Annotated in this window: 19 protein-coding genes and 1 tRNA gene; 16 read left to right on the top strand and 4 right to left on the bottom strand. The window is 60.1% G+C overall.

The window, feature by feature from the left end; genetic code table 11:
* Positions 1–94 precede the first annotated feature (94 nt).
* A complete protein-coding gene (locus AC3ZU9_RS03000; protein ID WP_015885085.1) occupies positions 95–1,051 on the top strand; it encodes a DMT family transporter in 957 nt (318 codons plus the stop codon).
* Position 1,052: 1 nt separating this feature from the next.
* Here the strand turns inward: AC3ZU9_RS03000 and AC3ZU9_RS02995 are convergent, their stop codons facing one another.
* A complete protein-coding gene (locus tag AC3ZU9_RS02995; RefSeq protein ID WP_046036071.1) occupies positions 1,053–2,435 on the bottom strand; it encodes a class II fumarate hydratase in 1,383 nt (460 codons plus the stop codon).
* A 193-nt stretch (positions 2,436–2,628) separates the two neighbouring features.
* Between AC3ZU9_RS02995 and AC3ZU9_RS02990 the strand changes: the two genes are divergently transcribed.
* The 7 genes from AC3ZU9_RS02990 to AC3ZU9_RS02960 all read left to right on the top strand — a co-directional run bounded on the left by AC3ZU9_RS02990 (position 2,629) and on the right by AC3ZU9_RS02960 (position 10,391).
* Positions 2,629–3,147, top strand: coding sequence for a DUF2059 domain-containing protein (locus AC3ZU9_RS02990; protein ID WP_015885083.1), 519 nt, complete (start codon positions 2,629–2,631; stop codon positions 3,145–3,147).
* A 6-nt stretch (positions 3,148–3,153) separates the two neighbouring features.
* Positions 3,154–3,447, top strand: a complete 294-nt coding sequence (locus AC3ZU9_RS02985; protein WP_015885082.1) for a BolA family protein — start codon at positions 3,154–3,156, stop codon at positions 3,445–3,447.
* 187 nt (positions 3,448–3,634) lie between these two features.
* Positions 3,635–4,576, top strand: a complete 942-nt coding sequence (gene trhO, locus AC3ZU9_RS02980) for an oxygen-dependent tRNA uridine(34) hydroxylase TrhO (RefSeq protein WP_015885081.1) — start codon at positions 3,635–3,637, stop codon at positions 4,574–4,576.
* Between the two features lie 36 nt (positions 4,577–4,612).
* Positions 4,613–5,215: a DsbA family protein gene (locus AC3ZU9_RS02975; protein ID WP_015885080.1), complete on the top strand. Its 603-nt coding sequence runs from the start codon at positions 4,613–4,615 to the stop codon at positions 5,213–5,215.
* Positions 5,208–7,010 carry an ABC transporter ATP-binding protein gene (locus tag AC3ZU9_RS02970; protein ID WP_015885079.1) on the top strand — a complete coding sequence of 601 codons (1,803 nt, stop codon included), beginning with the start codon at positions 5,208–5,210 and terminating at the stop codon, positions 7,008–7,010. The genes AC3ZU9_RS02975 and AC3ZU9_RS02970 overlap by 8 nt, the downstream gene beginning before the upstream one ends.
* A 71-nt stretch (positions 7,011–7,081) precedes the next feature.
* Positions 7,082–9,544, top strand: a complete 2,463-nt coding sequence (locus tag AC3ZU9_RS02965) for an EAL domain-containing protein (protein WP_015885078.1) — start codon at positions 7,082–7,084, stop codon at positions 9,542–9,544.
* A 79-nt stretch (positions 9,545–9,623) separates the two neighbouring features.
* Positions 9,624–10,391, top strand: coding sequence for an iron-containing redox enzyme family protein (locus AC3ZU9_RS02960; protein WP_371916690.1), 768 nt, complete (start codon positions 9,624–9,626; stop codon positions 10,389–10,391).
* 57 nt (positions 10,392–10,448) lie between these two features.
* On the opposite strand, the gene AC3ZU9_RS02955 is transcribed toward AC3ZU9_RS02960, so the two are convergent.
* Complete coding sequence (locus tag AC3ZU9_RS02955) at positions 10,449–11,375, bottom strand: GGDEF domain-containing protein (protein WP_043205693.1); 927 nt, start codon at positions 11,373–11,375, stop codon at positions 10,449–10,451.
* A 302-nt stretch (positions 11,376–11,677) separates the two neighbouring features.
* Positions 11,678–12,820 carry an FMN-dependent L-lactate dehydrogenase LldD gene (gene lldD / locus AC3ZU9_RS02950; RefSeq protein WP_122810075.1) on the bottom strand — a complete coding sequence of 381 codons (1,143 nt, stop codon included), beginning with the start codon at positions 12,818–12,820 and terminating at the stop codon, positions 11,678–11,680.
* A gap of 100 nt (positions 12,821–12,920) precedes the next feature.
* Here lldD and AC3ZU9_RS02945 point away from each other — a divergent pair, with 100 nt between their 5' ends.
* The 4 genes from AC3ZU9_RS02945 (at position 12,921) to AC3ZU9_RS02930 (ending at position 15,901) form a co-directional block, all read left to right on the top strand.
* On the top strand, positions 12,921–13,817 hold the full coding sequence (locus tag AC3ZU9_RS02945) for a LysR family transcriptional regulator (protein ID WP_015885074.1): 897 nt from the start codon (positions 12,921–12,923) through the stop codon (positions 13,815–13,817).
* 60 nt (positions 13,818–13,877) lie between these two features.
* Positions 13,878–13,953 (top strand) — tRNA-Asn (locus AC3ZU9_RS02940).
* Positions 13,954–14,284: 331 nt separating this feature from the next.
* Positions 14,285–14,905 (top strand): LysE family translocator, encoded by a 621-nt coding sequence (locus tag AC3ZU9_RS02935; protein WP_082893892.1) that lies wholly within the window; start codon positions 14,285–14,287, stop codon positions 14,903–14,905.
* A 9-nt stretch (positions 14,906–14,914) separates the two neighbouring features.
* A complete protein-coding gene (locus AC3ZU9_RS02930; protein WP_490090299.1) occupies positions 14,915–15,901 on the top strand; it encodes a quinone oxidoreductase family protein in 987 nt (328 codons plus the stop codon).
* 21 nt (positions 15,902–15,922) lie between these two features.
* Here AC3ZU9_RS02930 and AC3ZU9_RS02925 read toward each other — a convergent pair whose 3' ends face one another.
* A complete protein-coding gene (locus AC3ZU9_RS02925; protein ID WP_490090336.1) occupies positions 15,923–16,801 on the bottom strand; it encodes a LysR family transcriptional regulator in 879 nt (292 codons plus the stop codon).
* Between the two features lie 112 nt (positions 16,802–16,913).
* Here AC3ZU9_RS02925 and AC3ZU9_RS02920 point away from each other — a divergent pair, with 112 nt between their 5' ends.
* From AC3ZU9_RS02920 to AC3ZU9_RS02905, 4 genes are all read left to right on the top strand, one after another.
* Complete coding sequence (locus AC3ZU9_RS02920) at positions 16,914–18,038, top strand: fatty acid desaturase (protein WP_490090298.1); 1,125 nt, start codon at positions 16,914–16,916, stop codon at positions 18,036–18,038.
* A gap of 14 nt (positions 18,039–18,052) precedes the next feature.
* Positions 18,053–18,508 carry a cobalamin B12-binding domain-containing protein gene (locus tag AC3ZU9_RS02915; RefSeq protein WP_102061940.1) on the top strand — a complete coding sequence of 152 codons (456 nt, stop codon included), beginning with the start codon at positions 18,053–18,055 and terminating at the stop codon, positions 18,506–18,508.
* Positions 18,509–18,557: 49 nt separating this feature from the next.
* Positions 18,558–19,763, top strand: a complete 1,206-nt coding sequence (locus tag AC3ZU9_RS02910; RefSeq protein WP_102061939.1) for a methylaspartate mutase — start codon at positions 18,558–18,560, stop codon at positions 19,761–19,763.
* A 473-nt stretch (positions 19,764–20,236) separates the two neighbouring features.
* The coding region (locus AC3ZU9_RS02905) for a POTRA domain-containing protein (RefSeq protein WP_490090297.1) at positions 20,237–20,928 on the top strand (692 nt) is incomplete at its 3' end.

Genomic DNA, 20,928 nt, shown 5'->3' with positions numbered 1-20,928 from the left:
CACCCTGCTTCCCTATTTTGAACTGCGGCGTATCTACAATTGTGCGCTTGCCCCTAGAATGCCCGCTCCACTTCCTCTGGCTTCTGGGGCGCTCATGCACATCTCTTCCGGCCGCTGGGTCTATGGTTTTCTCCTGACCCTGCTGACCGCGCTGCTCTGGGGCATTCTGCCGATCAAACTCAAACAGGTCCTGCAGGTGATGGACCCGATCACCGTCACCTGGTTTCGCCTGACCGTGGCCGGTGGTTGCCTGTTCATCTACCTGGCGCTTACCAAGCGCCTGCCCAGCCGCAAGGTGCTGGGCCCCAAGGGCGGCTGGCTGGTGGGAATGGCGGTGTGTGGCCTGGTGGGCAACTATGTGTTGTACCTGGTGGGCCTGAAAATGCTCAGCCCCGGCACCGCGCAGTTGGTGGTGCAGATGGGGCCGATCTTTTTGATGATCGCCAGTGTGTTTGTGTTCAAGGAGCGCTTCAGTCGCGGGCAGGTGCTGGGGTTATTTGTGTTGATCGCAGGCTTTGGCCTGTTCTTCAATCAGCGCCTGGAAGAGTTGCTGACGTCCCTCGGCGCCTACACGGCCGGGGTACTGACGATCCTGCTCGCCACCTCTATTTGGGTGTTCTACGCCCTGGGTCAGAAACAGCTGCTGACGGTGTGGAATTCGTTGCAGGTCATGATGGTGATCTACCTCACCTGCGCCTTGTTGCTCACGCCCTGGGCACATCCCTTGGAGGCACTGGACCTGAGCCCGCTGCAAGGCTGGCTGTTGCTGGCGTGCTGCATGAATACCCTGGTGGCCTATGGCGCCTTTGCCGAAGCGCTCGCCCACTGGGAAGCCTCGCGGGTCAGTGCGACGCTGTCGCTCACGCCGCTGGTGACGTTTGTGGCGGTGGCCTTGGCGGCTTGGCTGTGGCCCGAATATGTGCAGGCCGAAGAAATCAACGCCCTGGGGTATGCCGGGGCGTTGGTGGTGGTACTGGGCTCGGCGACCGTGGCGCTGGCGCCGTCGTTGCTCGCCGGGCTCAAGGCCCGGCGGTTACGGGTGACGTCCTAGGCTAGGCGCCCAGCATGTCTTGCGGTCGAACCCATTGGTCGAATTCCGCATCGGTGAGGTAGCCCAGGTCCAGCGCCGCTTCCCGAAGCGTCAACCCTTCGGCGTAAGCCTTCTTGGCGATCTCTGCGGACTTGTCGTAGCCGATGTGCGGATTGAGCGCTGTGACCAGCATCAATCCACGTTCCAGGTGTGCGGCCATCTGCACGGGGTCAGGTTCGAGCCCGGCCACGCAGTGTTCCTGGAAGTTATTACAACCGTCGGCCAGCAGGCGGATCGATTCCAGCAGGTTGTGAATGATCACCGGCTTGTACACGTTCAACTGCAAGTGCCCTTGGCTGGCGGCGATGCCGATGGTCACGTCGTTGCCCAAGACCTGGCAGGCCAGCATCGACAGCGCTTCGCACTGGGTAGGGTTGACCTTGCCGGGCATGATCGAGCTGCCCGGTTCGTTGGCCGGCAACTTCACCTCCGCCAGCCCGGCGCGCGGGCCGGAGCCCAGCAGGCGCAGGTCGTTGGCGATTTTCATCAGGGCCACGGCCAGGGTTTTCAGCGCGCCATGCAGGGTCACCAGCGGCTCGTGGCCGGAGAGGGCGGCGAATTTGTTCGGCGCCGTGACAAACGGCAGTCCCGACAGCGCCGCCAGTTCGGCGGCAATCGCCTCGCCAAACCCATGGGGCGCATTCAGCCCGGTGCCGACGGCGGTGCCGCCCTGGGCCAGCTCGCACACGGCGGGCAGGGCGCTGCGAATCGCGCGTTCGGCGTAATCGAGCTGGGCGATAAAGGCTGAGAGTTCCTGGCCAAAGGTGATCGGCGTGGCATCCATCATGTGGGTGCGACCGGTCTTCACCAGCTTCATATGCCGCGCGGCCAACTCGGCCAGCCCGCCGGACAGTGTCGCGATCGCCGGCAACAAGCGCTGATGCACTGCTTGTACGGTCGCAATGCTCATGGCGGTCGGGAAGCAGTCATTGGAACTCTGGGAGCGGTTAACATGATCGTTGGGGTGCACCGGGCTCTTGCCGCCGCGCGGGTTGCCCGCCAGCTCATTGGCGCGGCCGGCGATCACTTCGTTGGCGTTCATGTTGCTCTGGGTGCCGCTGCCGGTCTGCCAGACCACCAGGGGGAACTGGTCGTCGTGTTGACCCGCCAGCACTTCGTCGGCGGCCTGTTCGATCAGGCGGGCGATGTCGGCAGGCAGGTCGCCATTGCGGTCGTTGACGCGTGCCGCGGCTTTCTTGACCAGGGCCAGGGCGTGCAGTACCGCGAGGGGCATGCGTTGTTCGCCGATGGCGAAGTTCACCAGCGAGCGTTGGGTCTGCGCGCCCCAGTAAGCGTCATCCGGGACATGGACTTCTCCCAGGCTGTCGGTTTCGATACGGCTCATCGGGCACACTCCTTCAGGTTCGTTTGCGCAGTTTAGGCTGTGATGAGCCCTGGGGGTTCCCCTAAAAGACTTTTCATCGGATTGGGCGCCGCAAATCCAGGCCCTACAAGGCGTGGGGTTGAGCCATGGCGTTTTTTAGGCGCAGAATGGGCGCCCTTGGGGTCTTACCTCGCCTGCTAGAAAAGGAAACTCGATGACTCGTCTTCGTGCCATCTGTACCGCGGTTGCTCTGGTTTGCGCCAGCGGCCAGGTTTTTGCCGATACCGCCAGCCACAACGCCAGTGCCGAAGCCTTCCTTACCCTGGCCCATGCCGACAAGCTGGGTACCCCGGTGTACATGCAAGTGCAGCAAATGTTCGCCCAGCGTTTCGAACAGACCAAGGCGCCTGCCGCCAAGCAGTCCGTACTGGACAGCTACCAGGCCAAGGCCAACGCCGCCCTGGACCAGGCTATCGGCTGGCCAAAGCTGAAGCCTGACATGGTCAAGCTCTACACCACCAACTTCAGCGAATCCGAACTCAAGGACCTGGTTGCCTTCTACCAGTCGCCACTGGGCAAGAAAGTCCTGGAAAAAATGCCGCAACTGACCCAGCAATCGGCCCAGATGACCCAGCAAAAGCTGGAAAGCGCCGTGCCGGTGGTGAACAAGCTGTTGGAAGACATGACCAACGAGCTGACGCCAAAAGCCGCCGCACCGGCCAAGAAGAAGTAAGCAGGAATGACCATGCAACAGCGTATCGAAACGGCGCTTGCCGCCCTGGGCACCGACCACTTGAGCGTGCTGGATGAAAGCCATATGCACAGCCGTGGGTTGCAGACCCACTTCAAGGCCGTGCTGGTCAGCCCGCAGTTCGAGGGGCTCAACCGCGTCAAGCGCCACCAGAAGGTCTACGCCACCCTGGGTGACCTGATGAGCGAGTTTCATGCGCTGGCGCTGCATACCTACACGCCTGATGAATGGGCGAAAATCGACGCAGCCCCGGCCTCGCCGACCTGCGCCGGCGGGCACTGACACTCTGGCGCATGGGCTTGTTGGGGCTGCTTCGCCGCCCAGTGGGAGCAAGCTCCCTCGCCACAGTAAAGAGGCGGTCCATAAACGTCGCCAATTTTGTTAGAATCCGCAACGCGCCGCTTAGCCGGCGCGTTTTTTTTGCATCCGGTTCACCCCTTACGAGGGTAGCCACCTGGAGAGAACACCCATGACTCAACCGATCGTCGTGGCGGCACTGTATAAGTTCGTCACTCTCGAAGATTACGTCGCCCTGCGCGAGCCACTGTTGCAGGCGATGGTCGACAACGGCATCAAAGGCACCTTGCTGATCGCCGAAGAAGGCATCAACGGCACCGTTTCCGGCAGCCGTGAAGGCATTGATGGCCTGATGGCCTGGCTGAAGACCGACCCCCGCATGGTCGACATCGACCATAAAGAATCCTACTGCGACGACCAGCCGTTCTACCGCACCAAGGTCAAGCTCAAGAAAGAGATCGTGACCCTGGGCGTCGAGGGCGTCGACCCGAACAAGAAAGTTGGCACCTACGTCGAGCCGCAGGACTGGAACGCGCTGATCAGCGACCCGGAAGTGCTGTTGATCGACACCCGTAACGACTATGAAGTGTCCATCGGCACGTTTGAGGGCGCGATCGACCCGAAAACCACCAGCTTTCGCGAATTTCCCGATTACATCAAAGCCAACTTCGACCCCGCCAAGCATAAGAAAGTCGCCATGTTCTGCACAGGTGGCATTCGCTGTGAGAAGGCCTCGAGCTACATGCTCAGCGAAGGCTTCGATGAGGTTTATCATCTCAAGGGCGGCATCCTGAAGTACCTCGAAGAGGTGCCCCAGGAGGAAACCAAGTGGCAGGGCGACTGCTTTGTTTTCGATAATCGCGTGACCGTACGCCACGACTTGAGCGAAGGCGACTACGATCAATGTCATGCTTGCCGCACACCGGTGAGCGTTGAAGACCGCGCCTCCGAGCACTACGTGGCTGGCATCAGTTGCCCGCATTGCTGGGATAAGCTGCCGGAGAAAACCCGTCGCAGCGCGATCGACCGGCAAAAGCAGATCGAGCTGGCCAAGGCCCGCAACATGCCGCACCCGATTGGTTTCAACTACAAGCAAACCCCTTCCGAGGCCTGAGCCATGTCCGCGCGCCTGCTCTACGTAATGGACCCGATGTGTTCCTGGTGCTGGGGCTTTGCCCCGGTGGCCGAGGCGTTGGTGGAGCAGGCCCAGGCGGCCGGCGTGGAACTGCACCTGGTGGTGGGCGGCTTGCGCACCGGCAGCGGTGCGGCGCTGGAGCCAACCACTCGGCGCTACATCCTGGAGCACTGGCAGGCGGTCACCGAGGCCACCGGCCAGCCGTTCAAGCGTGAAGGCGCGTTGCCCGATGGTTTTGTCTACGACACCGAGCCGGCGTGCCGCGCCATCGTCACCGCCCGCAGCCTGGCGCCGGACTGTGCCTGGACGCTGCTGGGGCTGATCCAGCGCGCATTTTATGTCGAGGGTCGCGACGTGACCTTGGCCAGTGTGCTGGTGGAGTTGGCCGAGCAAGCGGGCATCCCGCGTATCGAGTTTGCGGGCGCCTTCGACCGTGCCGAGCAACACGCCGCCACCGCTGCCGACTTTACGTGGGTGCAGGATCTGGGCATCGCTGGTTTTCCGACGCTGCTGGCCGAGCGCAATGGCCAGTTGGCCCTGCTGACCAATGGTTACCAGCCGTTGTCCGAGCTGTCGCCGTTATTGGGCCGATGGCTGGAGCGGGCAACCTGTGCATGAACGCCCTCAACGCACCGATCGCCTGACCTGGGCAGAAATTCGCCGGCTGGCCCTGCGCCACAAGAAATCCCTGTGGATCGCCAACGGCGTTGCCGTGCTGGCGACCCTGTGCAGCGTTCCTATCCCTTTACTGTTGCCGTTATTGGTGGACGAAGTGCTGCTGGGCCACGGCGATGCGGCCCTGAACGTGATGAACCACGCGCTGCCTCTGGGTTGGCAGAAGGCGGCCGGCTATATCGGCCTGATGCTGCTGGTGACCCTGTTGCTGCGCTGCGGTGCGCTGGTATTCAACGTGGTGCAGGCGCGGCTGTTTGCGCGGCTGGCCAAGGACATCGTGTACCGCATCCGCGTGCGCCTGATCGAACGGCTCAAGCGTATTTCCCTGGGCGAATATGAAAGCCTGGGCAGCGGCACGGTCACCACGCACCTGGTCACCGACCTGGACACCCTGGATAAATTCGTCGGTGAAACCCTCAGCCGCTTTCTGGTGGCGATGCTGACGCTGGTGGGCACCTCGGCCATTCTGGTGTGGATGCATTGGCAGCTGGCCTTGCTGATCCTGCTGTTCAACCCGCTGGTGATCTACGCCACGGTGCAGTTGGGCAAGCGCGTCAAACACCTTAAGAAGCTGGAGAACGACAGCACCTCGCGCTTTACCCAGGCGCTGACCGAAACCCTGGACGCCATTCAGGAAGTGCGCGCCGGCAACCGCCAGGGTTTCTTCCTCGGGCGCCTCGGCCAGCGTGCCCAGGAGGTGCGTGACTACGCGATCCATTCCCAGTGGAAAACCGACGCTTCCAGCCGCGCCAGTGGTTTGCTGTTCCAGTTTGGTATCGACATCTTCCGCGCCGCCGCGATGCTCACGGTGCTGTTCTCCGACCTGTCCATTGGCCAGATGCTCGCGGTGTTCAGTTACCTGTGGTTCATGATCGGCCCGGTGGAACAGCTGCTGAACCTGCAATACGCCTACTACGCGGCGGGCGGGGCGCTGACGCGGATCAACGAACTGCTGGCGCGTGCCGATGAGCCGCAGTACGCCGGGGGCCAAGACCCGTTTGCCGGGCGTGAGACCGTGGGCATCGAGGTGCGCGGCCTCAGTTTCGGCTATGGCGAAGACCGGGTGCTCGACCAGTTGAACCTGGCCATCGCGCCCGGTGAAAAGGTGGCGATCGTCGGCGCCAGCGGTGGCGGCAAAAGCACCCTGGTGCAGCTGCTGCTCGGGCTTTACACGCCCCAGGCCGGGACGATCCGATTTGGCGGCGCCACCCAGCAGGAAATTGGCCTGGAGACCATTCGCGAGCACGTCGCTGTGGTGTTGCAACACCCGGCGCTGTTCAACGACACCGTGCGCGCCAACCTGACCATGGGCCGCGAGCGCAGTGACCAAGCTTGCTGGCAGGCACTGGAAATTGCGCAGTTGGAGGCTACCGTCAAGGCATTGCCGATGGGCCTGGACAGTGTGGTGGGGCGTTCCGGAGTGCGGTTTTCCGGCGGGCAGCGTCAGCGCCTGGCGATTGCGCGCATGGTGTTGGCCGAGCCGAAAGTGGTGATCCTCGACGAAGCGACTTCCGCCCTGGACGCCGCCACCGAGTACAACCTGCACCAGGCGCTCGCGCGCTTCCTCAGCGGGCGTACTACACTGATTATTGCCCACCGCCTGTCGGCGGTTAAGCAGGCCGATCGAGTATTAGTGTTCGACGGCGGTCACATTGCTGAAGATGGTGATCATCAACAGTTGATTGCCGACGGCGGCCTGTACGCCAAACTCTATGGACACCTGCAACAAGTGCGTTGATTTAGCCTAGGCTGAGCTATCAGAAGCGGATTTTCGCGTGCGTATCCAGCAGTGCATGTGCAAGGGACTTCATGAAGCAAAAGCGGACTCTCGGAACGCCAAGGCTGTTGGGCATTGTCTGGCCCTTTATAGCCGTCGTACTGTTCCAGGCATTGTTAGGCTGCGTCAGTCTTTACGTGCTTTCGGCAGTACGTGGCTATGTGGCCGGCGAAAGCCTGTGGTCCAAGGGCCAGAAAGACGCCATCTATTACCTGACGCTGTACGCCGATAACCGCGACGAAACCACTTACCTCAAGTACCAGCAGGCCATTGCCGTGCCTCAGGGCGGGCATGAACTGCGCATTGCCCTGGACCGTTCCACGCCCGACCTGAGCGCTGCACGCCTGGGCATTCTCAAAGGCGGCAACCACCCGGATGACGTTTCCAGCCTGATCTGGTTGTACCTCAATTTTCGCCATTTCAGCTACCTGGAAAAAGCCATCGAGCTGTGGACCGTCGGCGATGGCTACCTGGTGCAATTGGATGAACTGGCGCGTGAGATGCACAGCTCGATCACTCGCGACCAGGTCAGCGCCAACGATGTGCAGCAATGGAAGGCGCATATCATCGCCATCAACGAAGGCGTGACGCCCGCTGCCAAGGCCTTTAGTGATGCGTTGGGCGAAGGCTCGCGGATGATCCTGGGGTTGCTGCTGATCACCAACCTGGCCACGGCGCTCGGCCTGATTGTGCTGGCGTTGTTGCGTACGCATAAGTTACTGGCTCAGCGCCACGCCTTTGCCGATGCCCTGCAACAGGAGAAGGAGCGGGCGCAGATCACCCTGGAGTCGATTGGCGATGGGGTGATCACGACCGACGTCGACGGCGCCATCAGCTATATGAACCCGGCGGCCGAGGCGCTGACCCACTGGAATTCGGCCCAGGCGCAAGGGTTACCCCTGGCAGCGCTGTTCAACTTGCTGGATGACAATGCCCAGCCCGACGGCTTTACCCTGATCGAACATATCGTTAAGGGCCAATTGAGCGGCGGCAGTGAGCATTCGAAAACCATCCAACGCCTGGATGGCAGTACGGTGTCGGTGACCCTGGTGGGCGCGCCGATCCGCAGCGGGGGTAAAGTCACCGGGGCGGTGCTGGTGTTGCACGATATGACCCAGGAGCGTCAATACATTGCCAACCTGTCCTGGCAGGCGACTCACGACGCCCTGACCGGCCTGGCCAACCGTCGCGAATTCGAGTTCCGCCTGGAACAGGTGCTGCATCCTGCTGCTCAGCAGTACGGCGGGCGACATGCCTTGATGTTTCTTGACCTGGACCAGTTCAAGCTGGTCAACGACACCTGTGGCCACGCGGCGGGTGATGAGCTGCTGCGGCATATCTGCGCGCTGCTGCAATCGGACCTGCGCGAAGGCGACACCCTGGCGCGCCTGGGCGGGGATGAATTCGGCATCCTGCTGGAGAATTGCCCGGCGGCGGTGGCGGAGAAAATCGCCGAGAGCCTGCGCCATACCGTGCAAAGCCTGCACTTTGTGTGGAAGGGCCGGCCGTTCATGACCACCGTCAGCATCGGCCTGGTGCACTTGGGGCACACCCCGACCACCCTGGAAACCTCACTGCGCGCCGCCGACATGGCGTGCTACATGGCCAAGGAAAAGGGCCGCAACCGTGTGCAGGTGTACCACGCCGACGACTCGGAACTGTCGCTGCGCTTTGGCGAAATGGCCTGGGTGCAGCGTCTGCACATGGCCCTGGAAGAGAACCGGTTCTGCCTGTATGCCCAGGAAATCTCACCCCTGGGGCAGACCGACGGTGGTGATGGGCATATCGAGATCCTGCTGCGCCTGCACGACGAAGCCGGGCGCATCATCTTGCCCGACAGTTTTATCCCGGCCGCCGAGCGCTACGGTCTGATGACATCCCTGGACCGTTGGGTGGTGGAGAATGTGTTCAAGATCATCGCCCGTTGCCTGCACGAGCGTCCGGGTCGCCCTATGGCCATGTGTGCGATCAATCTGTCAGGCATAACTATTGGTGATGATGACTTTCTCGGATTTTTGCGTGAGAAATTTCATACTTACGCAATTCCGCCCGGCATGATCTGTTTTGAAATAACCGAAACCAGCGCTATTGCAAACTTGGGCAGTGCGATCCGCTTTATTAATGAACTCAAAGCCTTAGGCTGTCAGTTTTCGTTGGATGACTTTTGTGCCGGAATGTCCTCATTCGCCTATCTCAAACATTTACCTGTAGACTTCCTGAAGATCGATGGAAGTTTCGTAAAGGATATGCTGGACGACCCGATTAACCGCGCGATGGTCGAAGTGATCAACCACATCGGCCACGTCATGGGTAAGCGCACAATTGCAGAGTTTGTCGAGACACCGCAAATCGAACAGGCGTTACTCGAAATTGGTGTGGATTACGCTCAGGGCTACCTGATTGAACGACCGCAATTGTTTACCTTTGATAGCTTGCAGTGTCGACCTGTGCGGCCGCAGCCTCTGTTATTCAAGGCGCCCGGCACATTCCGCTGAAACATTTGCTGGTCTGTACAATCACACTTAAAAAGGAGCCTTAACAGTGATCGACACATTCAACAGAACCGGCCCGCTTATGGAAGCCTCGAGTTACCCCGCCTGGGCTCAGAAACTGATCCTGGACTGTAGCGAGAGCAAGCGTCGAGTTGTCGAACACGAACTGTACCAGCGCATGCGCGATAACACGCTCAGCGCCAAAACCATGCGCCATTACCTGATCGGTGGCTGGCCAGTGGTGGAACAGTTTGCCTTGTACATGGCACAGAACCTCACCAAGACCAAATTTGCCCGCCATCCTGGGGAAGACATGGCGCGCCGCTGGCTGATGCGCAATATTCGCGTGGAACTCAACCACGCCGACTATTGGGTGCACTGGGCCCGTGCCCATGGTGTGAGCCTGGAGGAGTTGCAGGCCCAGAACGTATCGCCGGAGTTGCATGCACTGAGCCATTGGTGCTGGCACACCAGCTCCGCCGATTCGCTGATTGTGGCCATCGCCGCGACCAACTACGCGATCGAAGGGGCGACCGGGGAATGGTCCGCCGTGGTGTGTTCCACCGGCGTCTATGCGGCGGCTTTTCCCGAGGAAGAGCGCAAACGTGCGATGAAGTGGCTGAAAATGCACGCCCAGTACGATGATGCCCACCCGTGGGAAGCGCTGGAAATCATCTGCACCCTGGCCGGCATGAACCCGACCAAGGAACTGCAGGCAGAACTGCGCCAAGCCGTGTGCAAGAGCTACGACTACATGTTCCTGTTCCTGGAAAGCTGCATGCGCCTGGAGAAAGAGAAAGCCCCCGCAGTGATGCGTGAGCGCCAGGCGCGGGTCGCCAGCGAAGCTTGACCTGTGGTGAGGGAGCTTGCTCCCTCGCCAGCATTGAAGTGTCGCGCGTTGGCGGGGTTACCCCGCCATCGCCAGGCGGTTACGGCCTTCGCGCTTGGCCACGTATAACGCGGTGTCGGCTCGGCGCAGCAGGCTTTCGGCAGACTCGGCGGCCAGCAAGGTCGAGCAACCGAGGCTTACCGTCAATTCGATCCGCGTGTCATCCGCCCAGTAGTCCTGGGCCTGTGCCGCTTGGCGCAGGCGCTCACCGACCATCGCCGCCGCGTCTCGGCCGGTGTTGGACAGCAGGATCAGAAACTCTTCCCCGCCAAACCGGAACACCATGTCCACGTTACGCAACTGGCCCTTGATCGCCGCGGCGACGGCGCGCAATACATTATCGCCCGCAGCGTGGCCATGGGTGTCGTTGATGCGCTTGAAGTGATCGATGTCGATCATCAACAAGGACAGCGGGTTCAGGTGCCGGCGCGCCATGTCGATTTCCCGTTGCAGGGTCTGGTCCATGGCGATGCGGTTGCCGGTCTCGGTCAACGGGTCGCGCAGGGCACTGCGGGTGGCGGCGCGATACAGCAGGGCGTTGCGCATCGGGTAGAGCAGGGGGGCCAGCAGCGATTCGAGCTGGCCCAGCTCCTCTTCCGACAGCCGTTGGTTACGCCGAAAGATCAGCTCGCCCAGGTGTTCGCCTTCATGGCTCAGGCTGTAGCTCACCGAATGGTGGCCGCGATGGCCGAATTCCAGGCGCAGGTCGCTGGCTTGATGACGGTATTGCAGGGCGTCCAAGGGCACCAGGCGCTGGATCTCGCGGAAGAACACGCCGAGGATGCGCTCCGGCTCCAGGCTGGTTTGCAATTGCTGGCCTAGCTGTTGGCGAAGTTGAGCAAGGGTCGTGGGGCGGCGTGGAAGGAGGGATGGCTGACCAAACCCCAGGCGTTGCAATTTGGCACTGTCGAAGTCAATTGCGTTGGTCTGGGTAGGTGTTTTCATAAGCGATCGGCCTCTAAGCACTAAGCTGTCTTACAGGCTCGATGAGAGTGGCAAGTGCCAAGCGTCTTACTGTTCCTTCAGTTCCGTAAAACATTAGTAACAGTTTAGACCGCTTTGCAGTGGGTTATAACCCCTGGGCACCGCCGCACGTCTTGTCATCGCTTAACCTGCTTGGGATTGGTTAGAGCGATATTCATGCCAATTTGTTTAACATTATTAAATGTTCTTATAAAACAACGACTACTCCCTAATCAGAAAGCAGTCGTTGAATCAGCGCGCCGGTTATTTGGCTGATGTCCGTCTTACTGCCGCTGGCCTACCAGGGTGGTGTGGTCAATCTGGTCAATCGACGTTACGCCGGTTAAGGTCATCGCCACGCGCATTTCTTTGGCGAAAATGTCCAGCAGGTTTTCCACGCCGTTTTGGCCATCGGCAGCCAGGGCATAGGCGCTGGCGCGACCCAGCAGGCACGCCTTGGCCCCCAGGGCAAGCATGCGCACCACGTCCAGCCCGGAACGGATGCCGGAGTCCACCAGCACCGTGAGGTCATCGCCCACCGCATCGGCAATCGGTGGCAGGGCCTTGGCGGTGGACAGCACGCCGTCCAGTTGGCGGCCGCCATGGTTGGACACCACGATGCCATCGGCGCCGAAACTCACTGCGTCCTTGGCGTCCTGGGGGTCGAGGATGCCTTTGATGATCATCGGGCCTTTCCAGAATTCGCGGATCCACTCCAGGTCTTTCCAACTGATCGACGGGTCGAAGTTGTTGGCGAGCCAGCCGATGTAGTCTTCCAGATGCGTGGGTTTGCCCAGGTACTTGGAGATATTGCCCAGGTCGTGCGGGCGGCCCATCAAGCCGACGTCGAAAGCCCACTGCGGCTTGGTCATGGCCTGCAGCATACGTCGCTGCGCGGCGAACGGGCCGGACATGCCCGAGTGAGCATCGCGATAGCGCGCGCCGGGCGTGGGCATGTCCACGGTAAAGACCAGTGTGGTGACCCCCGCGGCTTGTGCGCGCTCCAGCGCGTTGCGCATAAAGCCTCGGTCCTTGAGCACATAGAGTTGGAACCAGATCGCCCGCGCGCTTTGTGACGCGACTTCTTCAATCGGGCACACCGACACCGTCGACAGGCAGAACGGAACGCCTTTGTTCGCCGCCGCTTTAGCCGCCTGAACTTCACCACGCCGCGCATACATGCCGGTCAGGCCCACCGGGCTGAGGATCACCGGCATGTCCAGTTCCTGGCCGAACACTGTGGTTTTCAGGCTCAGGTTATCCACGTTGCGCAGGATGCGCTGGCGCAGGCTGATCTCGGCCAGGTCCGAACTGTTCGCACGCATCGTGTGTTCGGCGTAGGCGCCGCCGTCGATGTAGTCGAACAGGAAGCGCGGCAGCTTGCGCTGGGCGGCTGCGCGGTAGTCGGAGGCGGACGAGATGATCATGAACGGTGTCTCCACGAGGCAGGGCGGATCAGGATAGGTAAATTTCTGTCATGATAAAAACAACTTTTATCACTGGTATCCAGTCGCCAAGGGAATACTGATGAACTTGAGAACATTGCGTGCCTTTGTCGAAGTGGTGCGCCAGGGTGGTTTCTCCCAGGCCGCCGAGGTGGTGTCCCTGACCCAATCCACCGTGAGTAAGGCGGTCAAGACCCTGGAAGAGGAATTGGGCACGCCGCTGCTCAATCGTCTTGGCCACCGCAACGAACTCACCGCCGCCGGAGAAATCGCCTACCGCCGTGCCTTGGTGCTGCTCGCGGAGCACAACGACCTGGTGGCCGAGATCAACGACCTGCGTGGCCTCAAGCGTGGCGTGCTGCGTATCGGTTTGCCGCCGGTTGGCTGCGGTGTGCTGTTCGCGACGATGTTCGCCACCTACCGCAGCCGCTACCCGGACATCGACATCGAACTCACCGAATACGGCAGCAAAAAACTACGCGAGTGCCTGGAAGCAGGAGAGGTCGACCTGGCGGCCCTGCTGTTGCCGGTCGACGAAGACTTTAACTACCAACCGGTGCGCAATGAACCGCTGATGGCCGTGCTGCCCATCAGCCATCCACTGGCTTCGCACACACGCATCGACTTCACCGACCTGGCGGACTCGCCGTTCATCTTGTTCGAAGCGGGCTTCGCCCTGAACGCCAAGATCCTGGCCGCCTGCGAGCACAAAGGCGTCACCCCCAAGGTGACCGCCCGCAGCGGGCAGATCGACTTCATCGTCGACCTGGTCGCCGCCGGCCTGGGCGTGGCCTTCCTGCCGCGAATGCTGGCGCACAAACATCAACACGCCGGCATCGCCCTGGTCCCCTTGGACGAACCCCACACCGACTGGCACATCGCCCTGGCCTGGCGCGCCAGCGCCCACCTGCCACCCGCCGCCTTGGCCTGGCTGGAGTTGGCCAAGGAACACGCCGATTCAACCGGCTATCCGGTTTAATGCCACCGAATGCCAGGCAAGGCTTGACTTCTCCTTTTTAATCAGTAACATACGGCGCATTCCGCGATAGCTCAGTTGGTAGAGCAAATGACTGTTAATCATTGGGTCCCTGGTTCGAGTCCAGGTCGTGGAGCCAGATAGCAACATAAAGAGAAGCCTGCAGAGATGCAGGCTTTTTTTTGCCTTGGATTTCTCCCGGGTGATCAAAGCGCACAGCGTGACCAGCATGAAGCCGTCTCTAATCCTACGATTCAGAAGCAAGCCCCCTGAAAGTTGAATCCCCCCGGACTCTCCAGGCATCAAATAACCGGGAAGGGCGCGAGCCCCCTCCCTCCCGGCCACAAAACAAGCGCCGCCCCGTTTGCCCCATTTATGGGATATCACTTTGCGCTCTTCGCTATAACCTTATAAGCAACTGCCAATTAGACTTGAACCGTGCATTCCATGCTGTGATCGAGGATAACAACGTGCAAGAGATATTCAGCATCAACTGGCTGCTTTGGCTGTCAACCATGGCCCCGCTGACGCTTAGTGCAGGGCCCGGAAACTTGATGGTTGCGACATCGGGCGCACAAAGCGGTGTACGTCGTTCGGTGCAGTTCATCATCGGCCTGGACATCACCTATTTCCTGCTGGCGGTGCTGGTCGGGCTGGGGCTTTACCACACGCTGATGAACAGCCCGCGACTGGTGTGGGTCCTGCAAGTGCTCGGCAGTTTCTACATTCTGTGGCTGGGTGTACGCCTGCTGCGTCGTCCGCTGAAGGCGCCTGGCGACAAAGCCATACATCTGCAGTTTCGAGACGGCATCGTCGTGCAGTTGGGCAATGTGCAGGGCATCGTGATGCTGATGGTGATGTTTTCCACCTTCATGCCCTCCGGAGAGACCAGCAGCAGCACGGTCCTGATTTTGAGCGCTGCACTGATTTCGCTGAATTTCTTTTCCCATGTCGTCTGGGTATCGATGGGCTCGTCCGTGCAGAGACTGATCCATGCGCGGCCCAAGCTGCTGGTGTTACAGAACGCGGTGTTTGGGTTGATGTTGATCGCGGTAGCGGTTTGGATTTTCCTGCGTACCGGCCCACTGTAAGGAGGTCGCATGACCCATGCCTATGCTGTTGTCTTCGCCAAGCCTGGAGAGCCTCAGGTCCTCGAACTACGGGACTACCCATTGCGGGCAGCCGGCCCCGGGGAAATCACCATTGCCATTGAGGCGGCTGGCGTCAATTTCATCGATGTACATCGGCGCTCCGGGGCGCTTGAGGATGGATCTTCCTTTCCACGAACCCTGGGCGTGGAGGGTGCAGGAAGGGTGGTCGACTGTGGACCGCAGGTGCGAGGTTTGAGCCCCGGCGACCGGGTCGCATTCGTGGACAGCTCCACAGGCAGCTACGCCAGTCACGCTGTACTGCCAGCCACTCGCGCCATTCGACTGCCCGATGACGTATCGAGTGAAACCGCCGCTGCATTGATGTTCAAGGGGCTGACCGCCGAATACCTGACTCATCGCTGCGTACCGCTCGCGCCTGACGATTGGGTCGTGTGGCATGCGGCGGCTGGCGGTGTGGGGAGCATTGCCACAGGCTGGCTGGCGGCCAGGGGCATACGGGTGATTGGGCTTGCTTCCAGCGAAGCCAAGCGGCGCCAAGTGCTGGATGCCGGCTGCTACGCGGCCCTTGACTCCGATGCTCCCGGAGCCTTGTCGTTCATTCGTGAAGTGACCGACGGCAAGGGCGCTCACACCGTATTCGACTCTGTCGGACGCGCTACCTTTGAGCTGTCATTGGCCAGCTTGCGTCAGCGCGGTCATCTGGTGCTGTTTGGCAATGCATCGGGAGACGTGACGGGGTTCAATTTGTCTCGGCTTGGAAGCATGGGCTCGCTGCATGTAACGCGACCGTCCTTGAAGCACTACGTCGGTCAGGACACCGAACTTGCCAGCAGTGCCGCACAGGTGCTCGCTTCGCTGTCCAAAGGTTTGATTGCTGTGCCCCTCATAACGCGCCTTCCGCTCGCCATGGCAGCCGAGGCTCATCGCATCATGCAGGACCGGCAAACCCAAGGCTCACTGATCCTGGTGCCATGACCCTTCATCCACCGCACGCTATTACATCTCTGCCGTTTTGCTGTGGAACAGCTCCGTCAGGTAGTCCACCACTTGATCGACGCGACCCACGCCCTGCGTCGCCTGATTGCGCAGCAGCCATATATCGGAACTGTGCAGCGGGCTGTCGGCCAGGACCTGACGCAAGCCCGACTGGTGTGCGACATAGGTCGGCAGCGCGGCGATCCCCAGATGAGCTTCCACCGCCTTGAGCTGGGCATTGAGATTGGATACGCGCATCCACGGTTTCTGCTCGCCGCTCACCTCATTGAGCCATCGCGCGAGCGGCATATAAGACATCTCCTCGGTCCAGCCAATCAGTTGGTGGTCCTTCAGGTCATCCGGCGTCGCGGGCAGTTTGTTAGCGGTCGCATACCCGTCCGAACAGAAAAGCCCCTGCATCAGCGTACCGACCCGGCGCATGGTGAAGTTACCGTTTTCCGGCCTGCGCAGGCGGATAATGATGTCGCTATGGCTTTGCGTGAGTTTTGACGACACCGCCGTATTGATGAAGTCGAAGCTGATCTCGGGGTATCGATCACGGAAGTCCGCCAGCCCGGGAATGATCAGGTGCGTGCCCATCAGCTCTGGGCAATCGATGCGCACCGGACCAGCCATCCGGTCATTTGGCTGCGATATCTGACGCTCCATGAGCTTGAAGCGCTCCTGCGTCTCCAGTGCCAGCGGAAGCAACGCTCTGCCGGCTTCCGTCAGGAAATAGCCGTTGGTCTTTTTCAGGAACAGCACGGCACTCAGCGACTCCTCAAGTGCGGCGATCTTGCGCGACACCGTCGATGCCGAAATTTTCAGCGAGTTTCCCGCCTCGGTCACGTTATTGGACTTCGCCACGAAGATAAAAACTTTCAGATCATCCCAGTTCACGTTGATGCCGTACTCAAAAATGAAAAATCGATCCCCACCTATTTCTGTTCGAAATAACGAGAGGTCACGGTACAGTTTTTTTCGATGGAACGAACCCGCAGAGGAAACATGGATGATACGTAACTCGATGCGCACCCTTCCAGGGTTCATGCAGCCATTTTTGAGCTGGCTGACCGCCAAGCCTCTACCTGAGGATCTTAACCAGGTTCGTACGCTGAAACCCATTCACCATATTCTTGTATCAGCGGGATTAATTGCATCGGGCGTGGTGTTGGCCGGCGTCGGTTACTTGCACGGCAGCGTCATTTTGTGGGCGCTGGGTTTTGTGCTGGCCACCGGCGGTATCAAGCAGATGCAGGTGATGATTTGCCACAACTGCGCCCACGAGATGGTGTTTGAACAGCGCGAAACGAACGTGACCGTGGGCCGGATCATTTCCGGCGTATTGATGCTCAAACCCTTCGATACCTATAAGCGCGAGCACACGCTGCACCACAGTTCCAAAACGCTGCTGACAGACGATGACGACACTCTGTCGTACCTGCAAGGGGTGGTGGGATTAACACCTTCCGACAGCGTGACCACGATGTGGACCAAACTGGTCTGCACCGCGCTGTCACCGCTGGCTATCCTGCGCTCGTTCTGGAGCCGAGTGAAGGGCACCGCAACCGCGTCGAACCGCCGTGTCGCCGCCCTGACGCTGAGCTTCTGGGCCACGGTCAGTCTACTGGCGGCAGCCCTGGGCCATTTCGATCTTTTCATCATGGCGTGGGTGGTGCCGGTGTTTGCCGGCTATCACATAAGCACCACATTCCGCCTGGCTGCCGAGCACACCTGGCCCAGCGTGGAGGTCCTGGAACGGCGCGGTATCGACTTCATCTGCGAAAGCACGACCGGCGTATTCATTGGTGAAGAGTTGCGCATACCGCACGCAGCGGGCGCTCTGCGCCGCAGCGTTTGCATCAGCGTCTGGATGATCAAAATGCTGGGCTTCCATTTGTTCATCCGTGTGTTCGTGATGGTCGGCGATACGCCGTGCCACGACTTTCACCACCGACGCCCCCGATCCAAAGAGTGGCCCAATTACATTACCGCGCGCGAGCGCGACAGGATCGACGGCTCAAAACCGTTTCCGACCAACTACGCCGATTACTGGGGCTATATCAGCGCCGTCACGGTCAACTTTCGCAACTTCCAGAACGCACTTCCGTATTACGCAAGAAAAACAGAAACTTAAAAGGGATTTTAACGATGACGTTCAACAAAACCGCACTGCTCATCACCGTGCCATCAGACTCCCATAGCTGGAATCTGGTGTTCATGGAGTTTCTGCTCAACGACCTGGGCTACAAGGTAGAAAACCTGGGGCCCAACACACCGATGGACGACGTCATTGCGCGGCTTGAGCGCAATGGCTGCGCAATCGTTGTGATCAGCACGGTCAATGGTCACGGCTACCTTGAGGGCGCCGAACTCGCCCGGCGCATTCGCAGCGAGACCCATCACGTCGACGGGCTCTACATCGGCGGAAAAATCTGCACTGAAAACGACGCCCAGACCATCGCCCGGCACAGCGATACGCTTCGGGAGGCGGGGTGTGACGAGGTGTTCGACGACAGCGTGGCGAACAGTTTTGATGCCTTTCAGGCGCTCGTCAGCGCACAGTTGTTTCCCGCCCATTACCTGGAAAAGCGGGTAGCGCGATGAACGCGTACTCGGCGCCAGATAACACAAGGACCGGAAAAGGCCTGCCGACATGAACGACTTCAACACCCACGTGCTTGAACAGTTTGACCTGCACGGCCCAGTGCTCCAGCCGCGCATGGGCTTCAGTGACCCCGGCCTGATGCAGTCCGGGCTTGAGGCCACGGCGGCCAGTCGCGCGAACACCGTATGCACCATCACCCTCGATGCATTTACTCGAGTGAATAACCTTGAGGCGGCGCAACGGGCGATCGACAGCGCGTCCATGCTTAACGGCTACCCGATCGTGAATCACCCGGCGACGAAAACTCGCGCGATGCTCGACCAGATTCATGCGCGCTACCACCTGCCGGTGCAGATTCGCCATGGCTCGCCCGATCCGCTGCACATCTTCGAACGCATGGTCGAAATCGGCTCGGCCACCACCGAGGGCGGGCCCATTTCCTATTGCCTGCCGTACAGCCGTACGCCGCTGCGTGAGGCTTTCGGCCACTGGGCAAAAGCCTGTCGGGTGCTTTCCGCAGGATCGGAGCACAGCCACATCGAGAGCTTTGCCGGCTGTATGATGGGGCAGATGTGCGACCCGGTCATTTTAGTGGCGCTCAACATTCTGGAAGGTCTGTTTTTGCGCGCTCACGGCATCCAGACGTTGTCGTTCTCCTACGCCCAGGGCACCTCGCCCGTGCAGGACCGTGCCGCTGTGACCGCCTTGCAACAACTCGCCAGCGAATACTTCGCACCGGGCAGCTACCACTTCGTCGGCTACGTGTTCATGGGGTTTTTCCCACGAACCCTGGGCGGGTTTTGCCGGATCACCGGCGATGCACTCGGCATGATTCGATCCACCGGTGTACAGCGCGTGATCATAAAAACGCCGGTGGAGTCACGGCGTATTCCTCGGATCGAAGAAAACATCGCCGCCTTGGAATACGCCAGCTATTGCTTGCACACCAAGGGTGTGTTGCCGGATATCCCGTTCGACGCGCAAGAGCACGCCCGCATCCTGGACGCAGCAAGGCGACTGATTGAAGGCACGCTGGCGCGTGATGCCGACTTGTCCGAAGCGATACTCAGCGCATTCGACAGTGGGTTTTTATCGATTCCCTATTGTCTCCACCCGGATAACAAACGCGGTGCTGGTACGGTGTTGACGGCGAACAATTACTACCAGGGGTTTGAGGGGGAGCGGGTGGAGAATGCCTTTTCCTTTCTGGCGGCGTTGCGGCAGAACATTCGGACTTACGACGGGGTGGTGTGAGTGGTGGATCTGACGTTTGCTACGGTCACCGGTGATCGGCGTAGTGACCAATAGGCGCGTCGTCACAGGGTCATATCAAGTGATTTTCTCGGCTTTAGCCGCCGCCATATCGTCAAGGATCTGTGGGGGCATCGAAGCATCGCCACGACTCTGAAGTCTGTTCATGTGGATGTTGAGCAGGTGAGGCACGCACTGGAGGCGATGCGGTAGCGGCCTATCTAACGTCTTGGGTTGAGACACAGGTGAGCGAAAGCGTGAGAGACAAGCTAACCCTATATGGGCTTGGTCCATGACTAGAACGCTCGGCTCTTTAAAGGAGAGCGTCAGAGCGTTCTGTCTTCGCCCCGGGCGGTAATACCGATTCTCTTTATGTCGGCAGTGGAACAAAGTTGTACATTTAATTGACGCCACTATTTCGCCACTCTATGATCGCCGCCAATTGATGGCACTGTGCCATATAGAGGGATCTGTCAATGTGGCGTTCGGTACGTCGGACCAGGCTTTGCCTGCTGTTCGCATTTTTTTGCCTGAGCACGGCCGGGATGGCCCAAGGCGCAACCCCGCAGGACACGCCAGGCGTTACCGACCTGATCCGTGACCGCCAGGATCGCCTGCTCGAAGAGCAACAGCGCCGCCTCGAAGAGCTCAAGGACCTGCCCGGCAAAGCCGCCGCCCCAGCCAAGCCGACAGCGCCCGCCGACACTCGCTGTTTCGCCATCAACACCATTGAACTCAGCGGCGCCGACGCGCTGTCCGAAGGCGAGCGCGCCAGCCTGCTCAAGCCCTACATCGGCCAATGTCTTGGCGTGCCACAGCTCAATGATCTGCTCAAGGTCATCACCGACCATTACTTGGCCAAAGGTCTGGTCACCAGTCGCGCCTACCTGCCGCAACAAAACCTCGGCAGTGGCAACCTCAAGGTACAAGTGGTGGAAGGCCGCTTGGAAGGCATGAAGGGCGCAGAGGGCAGCGGGATCACTGACCGCCAGCTCGCCATGAGTTTCCCAGGCAAATCAGGCGACCTGCTCAACCTGCGCGAAATCGAGCAGATGGTCGACCAACTGAACCGCTTGCCCTCCAACCAGGCGCAGATGGAATTGGCACCGGGCAAAGCAGTCGGCGGCAGCGAAGTGCTGGTCAAGAACACCCCGCAAAAACCCTGGCG

Source organism: Pseudomonas sp. A39 (assembly GCF_058145955.1).
The sequence above is the reverse complement of the archived record's forward strand: the minus strand, read 5'-3'. Positions and strand labels throughout refer to the sequence as shown.

What these genes read in the sequence shown, in the direction of transcription:
- AC3ZU9_RS02945 (WP_015885074.1), top strand. Translation starts at nt 12,921, where the DNA reads ATGAACTTGAGAACATTGCGTGCCTTTGTCGAAGTGGTGCGCCAGGGT.
- AC3ZU9_RS02990 (WP_015885083.1), top strand. Translation starts at nt 2,629, where the DNA reads ATGACTCGTCTTCGTGCCATCTGTACCGCGGTTGCTCTGGTTTGCGCC.
- AC3ZU9_RS02960 (WP_371916690.1), top strand. Translation starts at nt 9,624, where the DNA reads ATGGAAGCCTCGAGTTACCCCGCCTGGGCTCAGAAACTGATCCTGGAC.
- AC3ZU9_RS02920 (WP_490090298.1), top strand. Translation starts at nt 16,914, where the DNA reads ATGATACGTAACTCGATGCGCACCCTTCCAGGGTTCATGCAGCCATTT.
- AC3ZU9_RS02910 (WP_102061939.1), top strand. Translation starts at nt 18,558, where the DNA reads ATGAACGACTTCAACACCCACGTGCTTGAACAGTTTGACCTGCACGGC.
- lldD (WP_122810075.1), bottom strand. Translation starts at nt 12,820, where the DNA reads ATGATCATCTCGTCCGCCTCCGACTACCGCGCAGCCGCCCAGCGCAAG.
- AC3ZU9_RS02995 (WP_046036071.1), bottom strand. Translation starts at nt 2,435, where the DNA reads ATGAGCCGTATCGAAACCGACAGCCTGGGAGAAGTCCATGTCCCGGAT.
- AC3ZU9_RS02985 (WP_015885082.1), top strand. Translation starts at nt 3,154, where the DNA reads ATGACCATGCAACAGCGTATCGAAACGGCGCTTGCCGCCCTGGGCACC.
- AC3ZU9_RS03000 (WP_015885085.1), top strand. Translation starts at nt 95, where the DNA reads ATGCACATCTCTTCCGGCCGCTGGGTCTATGGTTTTCTCCTGACCCTG.
- AC3ZU9_RS02965 (WP_015885078.1), top strand. Translation starts at nt 7,082, where the DNA reads ATGAAGCAAAAGCGGACTCTCGGAACGCCAAGGCTGTTGGGCATTGTC.
- trhO (WP_015885081.1), top strand. Translation starts at nt 3,635, where the DNA reads ATGACTCAACCGATCGTCGTGGCGGCACTGTATAAGTTCGTCACTCTC.
- AC3ZU9_RS02930 (WP_490090299.1), top strand. Translation starts at nt 14,915, where the DNA reads ATGACCCATGCCTATGCTGTTGTCTTCGCCAAGCCTGGAGAGCCTCAG.
- AC3ZU9_RS02955 (WP_043205693.1), bottom strand. Translation starts at nt 11,375, where the DNA reads ATGAAAACACCTACCCAGACCAACGCAATTGACTTCGACAGTGCCAAA.
- AC3ZU9_RS02975 (WP_015885080.1), top strand. Translation starts at nt 4,613, where the DNA reads ATGTGTTCCTGGTGCTGGGGCTTTGCCCCGGTGGCCGAGGCGTTGGTG.
- AC3ZU9_RS02915 (WP_102061940.1), top strand. Translation starts at nt 18,053, where the DNA reads ATGACGTTCAACAAAACCGCACTGCTCATCACCGTGCCATCAGACTCC.